Annotated in this window: 10 protein-coding genes; 4 read left to right on the forward strand and 6 right to left on the reverse strand. The window is 58.6% G+C overall.

What is annotated here, in order from left to right; all coding sequences use genetic code 11:
• Positions 1 to 71: 71 nt before the first annotated feature.
• A complete protein-coding gene (gene pssA / locus QMX86_RS26160) occupies positions 72 to 1415 on the reverse strand; it encodes a CDP-diacylglycerol--serine O-phosphatidyltransferase (RefSeq protein ID WP_282387078.1) in 1344 nt (447 codons plus the stop codon).
• 215 nt (positions 1416 to 1630) lie between these two features.
• On the opposite strand from pssA, the gene QMX86_RS26165 reads away from it, so the two are divergent.
• Together QMX86_RS26165 and QMX86_RS26170 are read left to right on the forward strand one after the other, a co-directional pair.
• Positions 1631 to 2194 carry a TetR family transcriptional regulator gene (locus tag QMX86_RS26165; RefSeq protein WP_282387080.1) on the forward strand — a complete coding sequence of 188 codons (564 nt, stop codon included), beginning with the start codon at positions 1631 to 1633 and terminating at the stop codon, positions 2192 to 2194.
• 54 nt (positions 2195 to 2248) lie between these two features.
• On the forward strand, positions 2249 to 2728 hold the full coding sequence (locus tag QMX86_RS26170) for a nuclear transport factor 2 family protein (protein ID WP_130930111.1): 480 nt from the start codon (positions 2249 to 2251) through the stop codon (positions 2726 to 2728).
• 151 nt (positions 2729 to 2879) lie between these two features.
• On the opposite strand, the gene QMX86_RS26175 is transcribed toward QMX86_RS26170, so the two are convergent.
• Complete coding sequence (locus tag QMX86_RS26175; RefSeq protein ID WP_130930112.1) at positions 2880 to 3083, reverse strand: hypothetical protein; 204 nt, start codon at positions 3081 to 3083, stop codon at positions 2880 to 2882.
• Positions 3084 to 3336: 253 nt separating this feature from the next.
• On the opposite strand from QMX86_RS26175, the gene QMX86_RS26180 reads away from it, so the two are divergent.
• Complete coding sequence (locus tag QMX86_RS26180; protein ID WP_016774706.1) at positions 3337 to 4116, forward strand: TSUP family transporter; 780 nt, start codon at positions 3337 to 3339, stop codon at positions 4114 to 4116.
• Here QMX86_RS26180 and nudC read toward each other — a convergent pair.
• The 4 genes from nudC to QMX86_RS26200 form a co-directional block, all read right to left on the reverse strand.
• On the reverse strand, positions 4084 to 4914 hold the full coding sequence (gene nudC, locus QMX86_RS26185) for an NAD(+) diphosphatase (protein WP_282387079.1): 831 nt from the start codon (positions 4912 to 4914) through the stop codon (positions 4084 to 4086). The genes QMX86_RS26180 and nudC overlap by 33 nt on opposite strands.
• 7 nt (positions 4915 to 4921) lie before the next feature.
• A complete protein-coding gene (locus tag QMX86_RS26190) occupies positions 4922 to 5734 on the reverse strand; it encodes a crotonase/enoyl-CoA hydratase family protein (protein ID WP_122698299.1) in 813 nt (270 codons plus the stop codon).
• A 186-nt stretch (positions 5735 to 5920) separates the two neighbouring features.
• Positions 5921 to 7066, reverse strand: coding sequence for a PQQ-dependent sugar dehydrogenase (locus QMX86_RS26195; protein WP_122698300.1), 1146 nt, complete (start codon positions 7064 to 7066; stop codon positions 5921 to 5923).
• Positions 7067 to 7118: 52 nt separating this feature from the next.
• On the reverse strand, positions 7119 to 7439 hold the full coding sequence (locus QMX86_RS26200) for a hypothetical protein (RefSeq protein WP_041480395.1): 321 nt from the start codon (positions 7437 to 7439) through the stop codon (positions 7119 to 7121).
• 189 nt (positions 7440 to 7628) lie between these two features.
• On the opposite strand from QMX86_RS26200, the gene QMX86_RS26205 reads away from it, so the two are divergent.
• Positions 7629 to 8495, forward strand: a complete 867-nt coding sequence (locus tag QMX86_RS26205) for a Ku protein (protein ID WP_073474486.1) — start codon at positions 7629 to 7631, stop codon at positions 8493 to 8495.
• The last annotated feature ends 125 nt before the right edge of the window (positions 8496 to 8620 follow it).

Genomic DNA, 8620 nt, shown 5'->3' on the forward strand with positions numbered 1-8620 from the left:
GGCTCGCTCCCACAGTTGGAATGCATTTCCATGTGGGAGCGAGCCTGCTCGCGAAAGCAATTCCGGACGCGCTAGAGAATCCTGTAGAGCAACCGCTCAATCCTCACCCGACTCACCCGCTTGAGAAACTTCGCCACCCCTGCCGGGTAATCCGGCAGCGTTTCAAGCGACTGGAAGTTATCGATCCGCGTGGTATGGCGGAAGATGTTTTCCAGCTCTTTCACCCGTGGCTCCAGCCACTCGCCTTTCGGGTCGTCGATCAGCAGCGCGTTTTCCAGGTCGAGGCGAAACGCGCGCGGATTGAGGTTGTTGCCGGTCAGCAAGGTGTAGCGCTGATCGATCCACATGCCTTTGAGGTGATAGGTGTTGTCACCGTCGCGCCACAAGTGCAGGTTCAATTGGCCGCTGTCGATGCTGTGCTGATGGCGTTTGGCAAAGCGGCGCAGGCTGATCTCGTACAGATACGGCAGCGCGGCGATCACCTTGAACGGCTCGCTCGGCGGAATGTAGAAATCGTTGGCGGTCTTGTCGCCGACCACAATGTCGATCTTCACGCCACGGGCCAGCGCGCGGTTGATCTCACGGATCACGCCCAGTGGCAGGTTGAAGTACGGCGTGCAGATAGTCAGCTGCTTTTGCGCGCTGGCAATCAGTTCGAGAATCGCCCGGTTCAGCGGGTTGTTCTTGCCGACGCCGAGCAGTGGCGTGACCGACAGACCTTCTCGGCTGGTGCTGCCGGCGCCGGTATCATAGGTCGCGTATTTGAGACGGCTGCGCAGGTCGCCGATGTCGTTGCGCAGGCTGCGGGTAGTCGGCAGGTTGGGCAGGTCGAGGCGGTGCACGGCTTTCGATTCGATCAGGCCATGCTTGACCAGGTGATGCATCGAATCCGCCAGCTCGCGACTGTGCAGCACGTGGTAACGGTCGAAACGGTACTTGTCGAGTTTGTGCAGATAGACGTTGTTGAGGCTGGCGCCGCTGTAGACCACCTTGTCGTCAATCACGAAGCCTTTGAGGTGCAGCACGCCGAACAGCTCGCGGGTCTGCACCGGCACGCCGTAGATCGGCACTTCGCTCTGATGCGTGCGGGTCATGTCCTGATACCAGGCGGCGTTGCCCGGCTGCTTACCGGCGCCGATCAGACCGCGCTGGGCACGCAACCAGTCAACCACCACGGCGATTTCCAGTTCGGGACGCTTGAGCTTGGCCGCGTGCAGGGCATCGAGGATTTCCTGACCGGCTTCGTCCTGCTGCAGATACAGCGCGACGATGTAGATGCGCTGGGTCGCTGCGGCGATTTGCTCGAGTAGGCAGCGTCGGAATTCGGCAGCACTGGACAGAATGCTCACCGCCTCGGCGGTCAGCGCGAAGCTGCGCAGTTTAGGCAGCAGAGAACGTTTGAAAAGCAACGGCATAAGGCTCGCAAGGTTCGATTCCGAAGAGTTTGAGAGCTTACACCATCGTCTGCGCCGGGTCTTGTCAGTGTCCGTAATGGCCCCTTCGCGAGCAGGCTCGCTCCCACCGTTGAGATGCATTCCCCTGTGGGAGCGAGCGTGCTCGCGAAAGCGTTTTCACACACGCTGAAGAAATTCGCTTGACCAAGGAGAACAGCCGTTCTACTGTTCGCCACATGAACGAATCAATCAGCAATGACACACGCGACATAATTCTGGATGTCACCGAAAAGTTGATCTACAAAAGTGGCATCGCTGCCACCAGCATGGATCTTCTGGTGAAGACCGCCGGCGTCTCCAGAAAAAGCATTTACCGTTACTTTGCCGATAAGGACGCCTTGGTGGTCGCAGCCCTGCAACGGCGGGATATTCGCTGGATGCACTGGTTTACACATGCTGTCGATCAGGCCGAAACCCCGACCGATCGCCTGCTCAACCTGTTTAACGTGCTCAAGGGCTGGTTCAACTCGGAAGGCTTTCGCGGCTGTGCCTTTATCAACACCAGCGGCGAAACCGGTGATCCGCAGGATCCAGTGCGGCTGGTGGCCAAAGAACATAAACAGAAGCTGCTCGACTACGTGAGCAAGCTGTGTACCGAATATGGTGCCGAGGATCCGCAACTATTGGCCAGACAGTTGCTGATCCTGATTGAAGGCGCCATTACCGTAGCGCTTGTGATGGGTGATCACAGTGCCGCCGATAATGCGCAATGCATGGCGCGAAAGTTATTGGACCTGTAACTCTCAACAAGCCGGACTTGTTGTTCATACATTAAATGAATCAGGAGATTGAACATGTCGAATGCAGCCCAGGTACGTCCGCCATTGCCGCCATTCAACCATGCGTCAGCGATCGAGAAGGTACGTCTGGCCGAGGATGGCTGGAACAGCCGCGATCCGGAGAAGGTGTCGCTCGCTTACACCCTCGATACCAAGTGGCGCAATCGCGCCGAGTTCGCCAACAACCGCGAAGAGGCCAAGGCGTTTCTGACGCGCAAATGGGCAAAGGAACTCGATTATCGCTTGATCAAAGAACTCTGGGCCTACTCCGATACGCGCATCGCCGTGCGTTACGCCTATGAATGGCACGACGATTCGGGCAACTGGTTCCGCTCGTACGGTAACGAGAACTGGGAGTTCGATGACAACGGCCTGATGTTCCAGCGCTATGCCTGCATCAACGACATGCCGATCAAGGAAAGCGAGCGCAAATTCCACTGGCCGCTGGGCCGCCGGCCGGATGATCATCCGGGGCTGAGTGAACTCGGTCTCTAAATTCACATAAATCCCCTGGGAGAGCAGTTAGCCTGCTAGCGATAGCGGATCGTCATTCGATGAATGTGTTGAATAACCGATCGGCATCGCCAGCAGGCCTGTTCCTATCAGTTCTCCTGACCGGTTACCGGTAGAGTTCCCTGTCCTCGCCTTAATATTCCGCAGTTTTTTCCTCCCAATCAAAATTCGGATCGTTCTCATACTCGTAGGTAACCGTTGCCGAGTGTGATGCCGGGCGCATCTGAACCTTCGTAATCACCAGGATTTTTCCAGCTACAGTTCGGTTTTTGATGGTTTTGTCCCGAGCGTCTTGTTCGGTTTCATCAGTTCCGTGCAGGTCAACAATGATCTCCATCACCCATTCTCCTTTAAGTATCTTTTTACTCGCCCAACAGCGAGAAGGGTCAATGCTGGCCTTCTATACAAAATCTGGCACCTGTGAAACCTGACAGGTTTTTATATTGATTCGAACTAGCCACCGCTGCTAAACAGGTATTTCAATGACGCGATCCGGGTAAAGCGATAGCTCGCCGCAATACCTGGAAATGAGTAACATAACCGCCCTCCCCGCAGCCCACGTTCTGCGCCTTGCCGAATAAGCCGACTCCATGCCTTTCGAACTCAGCGTTGACCTCACCACCCTGGCCATTCTGGCTGCTGTTGCTTTCCTTGCCGGTTTCATCGATGCCATCGCGGGCGGTGGCGGTCTGTTGACCACGCCGGCGCTGCTGACGGCGGGCCTGCCGCCGCATCTGGTGCTGGGCACCAACAAGCTGAGCTCGACCTTCGGTTCGGCGACCGCCAGCTTCACCTTCTACAAGCGCAAACTGTTTCATCCACGCCAGTGGACCCACGCGATTGTCGGCACTCTGGTTGGCGCGCTTACCGGCGCGGTGGTTGCGCATTACCTGCCGGCCGAGTGGCTGAACAAGATGCTGCCGGTGATCGTTTTCGCCTGTGGCCTGTATTTGCTGTTTGGCGGCACGCCGAAAGCGCCGCTGGACAGCGACGCGCCGATCAAAAAGAAATGGCAATCGACCCAGGGCTTCAGCCTCGGCTTCTATGATGGCGTGGCCGGCCCCGGCACGGGCGCATTCTGGACCGTGAGCAGTCTGCTGCTGTACCCGATCGACCTGGTCAAGGCCAGCGGCGTGGCGCGGAGCATGAACTTTGTCAGCAACATCGCAGCGCTGTCGGTGTTCATCTTCTCCGGTCAGGTCGACTGGATCATTGGCCTGTGCATGGGCCTGTCGGTGATGGTCGGGGCCTTCTTCGGCGCGCGCACCGCAATCAGCGGCGGCGCCAAATTCATTCGTCCGGTGTTCATCACTGTCGTGCTCGGGCTGACTGTGCGCCTAGCCTGGCAGCACTGGTTCAGCGTGGCCTAAGCGCCGCGCGACGTAGACGTCGATCAGGTAACGGGCAATCGAACGCGACGCCGGCAACGGCGGCAAGTCATGCACGTTGAACCACTGGGCGTCCTCGATCTCGTCTTCCTGACAGACAATTTCGCCACCGGCATATTCGGCATGGAAGCCGAGCATCATCGAATGCGGGAACGGCCAGCACTGGCTGCCGATGTACTGGATGTTCTTCACTTCAATCTGCACTTCCTCGCGAACTTCGCGAATCAGGCAATCCTCGGCCGATTCCCCCGGCTCGGCGAAGCCGGCCAGCGTGCTGTAAACCCCGGTGACGAAACGCGGCGAGCGTGCCAGAAGGATTTCGTCGCCACGGGTGATCAGCACGATCATGCTCGGTGAGATGCGCGGATAACTGCGCAGATCGCACGGCTGGCAATACATCGCCCGTTCGCGCGGGACTTGCCTCATCGGCTGGCCGCAGTTGCCGCAGAAGCGGTGCTCGCGAGCCCAAGTGCCGATCTGTGCGGCGTAACCGAGCACTTTGTACAGCGTGTGATCGCCTTCGAGCATGAACGCCCGCAGCCCCTTCCAGCCGCAACCGGGCACATCGCTGACGCTGCGCAACTCAAGCAGATAGACCGGTTCACCGTCGAGATGACCAATCCCATGCTCAGCGAGGACCGACAGGTCCTGGCGCTTGAGCCACTCGCGCGGAAACAGTGCGCCGTTGTCATCGAACAGGAAGCCTTCGGGGCTGCGCGCTACGGCCCAGCCGCCGGGTTGATCGGTGTCGAGTACTGCAGTGGTCCAGCGAGAGATCATGGTTAACTCAATCCAGAAATTCGGGTTTCTGTTTGCTCATGTGGGCGGCCATGGCCACGCGCAGATCGGTGGATTGCAACATGGCGGCGTTCCAGGTGGCAACGTATTCAAGACCATCGTCGATGCGATGGTCGCGCATGTAGCTGATCATTTCCTTGGTACCGGTCACGGCGATCGGCGACTTCGCAGCGATGTCACGGGCAATGCCGAACACGCCTTCGAGCAGTGTGTCTTTGTCGCTGTAGACGCGATTGACCAGGCCCATGCTGCGTGCTTCTTCGGCGCCAAAGGTGCGACCGGTGTAAGCCAGTTCACGCAGCATGCCGTCTCCGATGATTCGCGGCAACCGTTGTAGCGTACCGACGTCAGCGGCCATGCCGATGTCAATTTCCTTGATGGAAAATTGCGCGTCCTCGGCGGCATAACGCATGTCACAAGCCGAGATCAGATCGATCGCCCCGCCCAGGCAATAGCCCTGAATCGCAGCAAGCACCGGTTTGCGGCAGTTGTCGACGGCGTTGAACGAGGCTTGCAGATTGAGGATCTTGCGCCGCAGCAGGCGCGCATTGCGGCCCACGTCCTTGCCCAGCTCGTTGGCGACACCGGCGAGCATCATGAGATCGATGCCTGATGAAAAATGCTTGCCGTTACCACTGAGGACCACCACGCGGACTTCGTCGGTATCGTCGATCCATTGGAAGATCTCGACAATCTCGCTCCAGAACGCCGCGTTCATTGCGTTGATCTTTTCCGGGCGATTGATCTGCACATGCGCGATGTTGTCGGCCAGTTCGACGCTGAAGGCGGAGTATTGAGTCATGGCAGTGATCCTTTACCGGGCTGGGAAATAAGGCCCGAACTATAACAAGGCAACGGGGCGGCGGTTCGGCCAAATGCGGGACTGACTGGCGCGGCTCATTGGGGAGCAGCCGAAGGCTGCGATCTTTTGGGACGCAGAGCGTCCCGGGCTGCATTCCCACGCAGAGCGTGGGAACGATCGATTGGCTTATTTCAGCCCCAGCCTGTACAGCGAGCCATTCTCCTCATCCGTCAGCACATACAGATAGCCATCCGGCCCTTGGCGCACATCGCGTATGCGCTTGTTCAACTCGCCCAGCAAACGCTCCTCATGGACGACTTTATCGCCATCGAACTGCAGACGAATCAATTCCTGGGACACCAGTGCGCCGATAAACGCGTTGTGCTGCCACGGGGTGAAGCGATCCGCGTCATAGAACGCCATGCCGGTAACCCCGGGGGATTTTTCCCAGACATGATGCGGCGCCACGGTGCCTTCAGCAGTTTTGCCCTTGGCTTCCGGGATGGGCTGCATCGAGTAATTGATTCCATGGGTCGCCAACGGCCAGCCGTAGTTTTTGCCGCGCTCGATGATGTTCACTTCATCACCGCCACGTGGCCCGTGTTCGTTCTCCCACAGCGTGCCGGTCCACGGATTGAGCGCCGCGCCCTGCGGGTTGCGCAGGCCATAGGACCAGATTTCAGGCCTGACACCGGACTGGCCAACGAAAGGGTTATCGTCCGGCACTTTGCCGTCCGGGAAGATCCGTACGACTTTGCCTTGCAACTTGTCGAGGTCCTGCGCAGTCGGTCGATCGTTGTTTTCGCCGAGGGTGATGAACAGATACCCGTCGCGGTCGAACACCAGGCGTGAACCGAAGTGGTTGCTCACCGAAAGTTTCGGTTCCTGACGGAAGATCACATTGAAGTCCTTCAGCGTCTTCAAGTCATCGGAAAGCCGTCCGCGCCCTACCGCCGTGCCAGCCTTGCCGCCCTCACCACCGCCTTCGGCATACGACAGATAGACCATGCGATCCTGCTTGAAGTCTGGCGACAGCGCCACGTCAAGCAACCCGCCCTGCCCTTTGGCCCAGACCTGCGGCACGCCACTGATCGGCTCCGACAGTTTGCCGTCCTTGCTGACGACGCGCAGATGACCCGGGCGTTCAGTCACCAGCATGCCCTTTTGATCAGGCAGAAATGCCAGCGCCCACGGATGTTCCAGGCCTTGGGCAATGGTGGTGACTTCAAGAATGCCCTGCTCGCTTTTCAGCTCTTTGGGCGCGGCGGCGAACGCCGGGGCACTGATCAGCGCGGCGGCGCAGCAGGTGGCTAGAAGGGTTTTACGCAACATGCACGATTCCTTTTGTTCGTGTGAAAGGCTGACAGAACATCAGTCCTGCCGTTCAACGGTTGCTGCCGGTGCCCCGTGGGGGCGGGTTGGGAATGAAGGTTGGCGGATTGCTCGGCACCGAGCGAATTGGCTGGCCATTGCCGATACCGCGATTTTCAACGGTTGGCTGACGTGGCACGGGAACGGTGTTCGGCCCGCGAAGGGGCGGAGCGCTGGGCTGGGTGCCCTGCATGCTGTTGGGATTGGCCCGGCGGATCGGGCTGTTGTATGGATTGTTGCTGTTGCCAGTAGGGCTTTGCGCCAGCACGACATCGGCATGAACCAGGCCACCACTGAGGGCGAGGACGGCGATGCCAATCAGAAACCGGTTCATGGGAAATACCTCTCGATGTGCGTGGACTAGAGCCTTGGAGCCCACGCTACGCCGTGGGTTCGGATTTGTTAACCCTCGCGCCTTAAACAACATGTAACACGGCTTGACCGTCCCGCTGGACGCCGCGCAATCACTGGAAACTTTCTCACCGCGCCACGGGTCACCTGATCATCACTCGGAGGACAGGTCATGGCTCGGGCAATCTGGAAAGGCGCAATCAGTTTTGGACTGGTACACATCCCCGTGGCGCTGGTTTCAGCGACGTCGTCCCAAGGCGTGGACTTCGATTGGCTCGACAGCCGCAGCATGGACCCGGTGGGCTATAAACGCATCAACAAGGTCACCGGCAAGGAAGTCACCAAAGAGAACATCGTCAAAGGCGTGGCCTACGAAAAGGGCCGATATGTGGTGCTCAGCGAGGAAGAAATCCGCTCGGCGCACCCGGTTTCCACGCAGACCATCGACATTTTCTCGTTCGTCGATGCCGAGCAGATTCCGCTGCAGAACATCGATACGCCCTACTACCTGGCGCCAGACAAGCGCGGCGGCAAGGTCTACGCGTTGCTGCGCGAAACCCTGAGCAAAACCAACAAGGTCGCCCTCGCCCGCGTTGTCCTGCATACCCGTCAATACTTGGCCGCGTTGATGCCGCTGGAGTCGGCGCTGGTTCTGGTGAAACTGCGCTGGCCGCAGGAAGTGCGCAGCCTTGATGAACTGGCGCTGGGCAGCGAAGTGACGAAGCCGCAACTGGCCAAGGGCGAGCTGGACATGGCCAAACGTCTGGTTGAAGACATGACCTCGGAGTGGTCGCCTGAGGACTACAAGGACGAGTTCGAAGACAAGATCATGGCGCTGGTCGAGAAGAAAGCCCACGAAGGCAAGATCGAGGACGTCGAGACCACCACTGGCGAGGAAGAACGCAAGACTGCCGATGTTATCGACTTGACCGAGCTGCTCAAACGCAGCCTCGGTGGCAAGGCACCGGCCAAGCCCAAGGCCAAATCAACCAGTAAGGCGGCGCCGGCGAAGAAGACTCGGAAGGCGTCTGGGGAATAGGAAGTCAATCAGGAAGATGCTTGTTTAATGTCAGGACGCTTTCGCGAGCAAGCTCGCTCCCACAGGGTTTGGAGTCGGACGCAATATTTTCATTCACCCAAATAAAAAGTGGGAGCGAGCTTGCT

Source organism: Pseudomonas sp. PS01270, assembly GCF_029959775.1.
GTDB lineage: Bacteria > Pseudomonadota > Gammaproteobacteria > Pseudomonadales > Pseudomonadaceae > Aquipseudomonas > Aquipseudomonas atacamensis.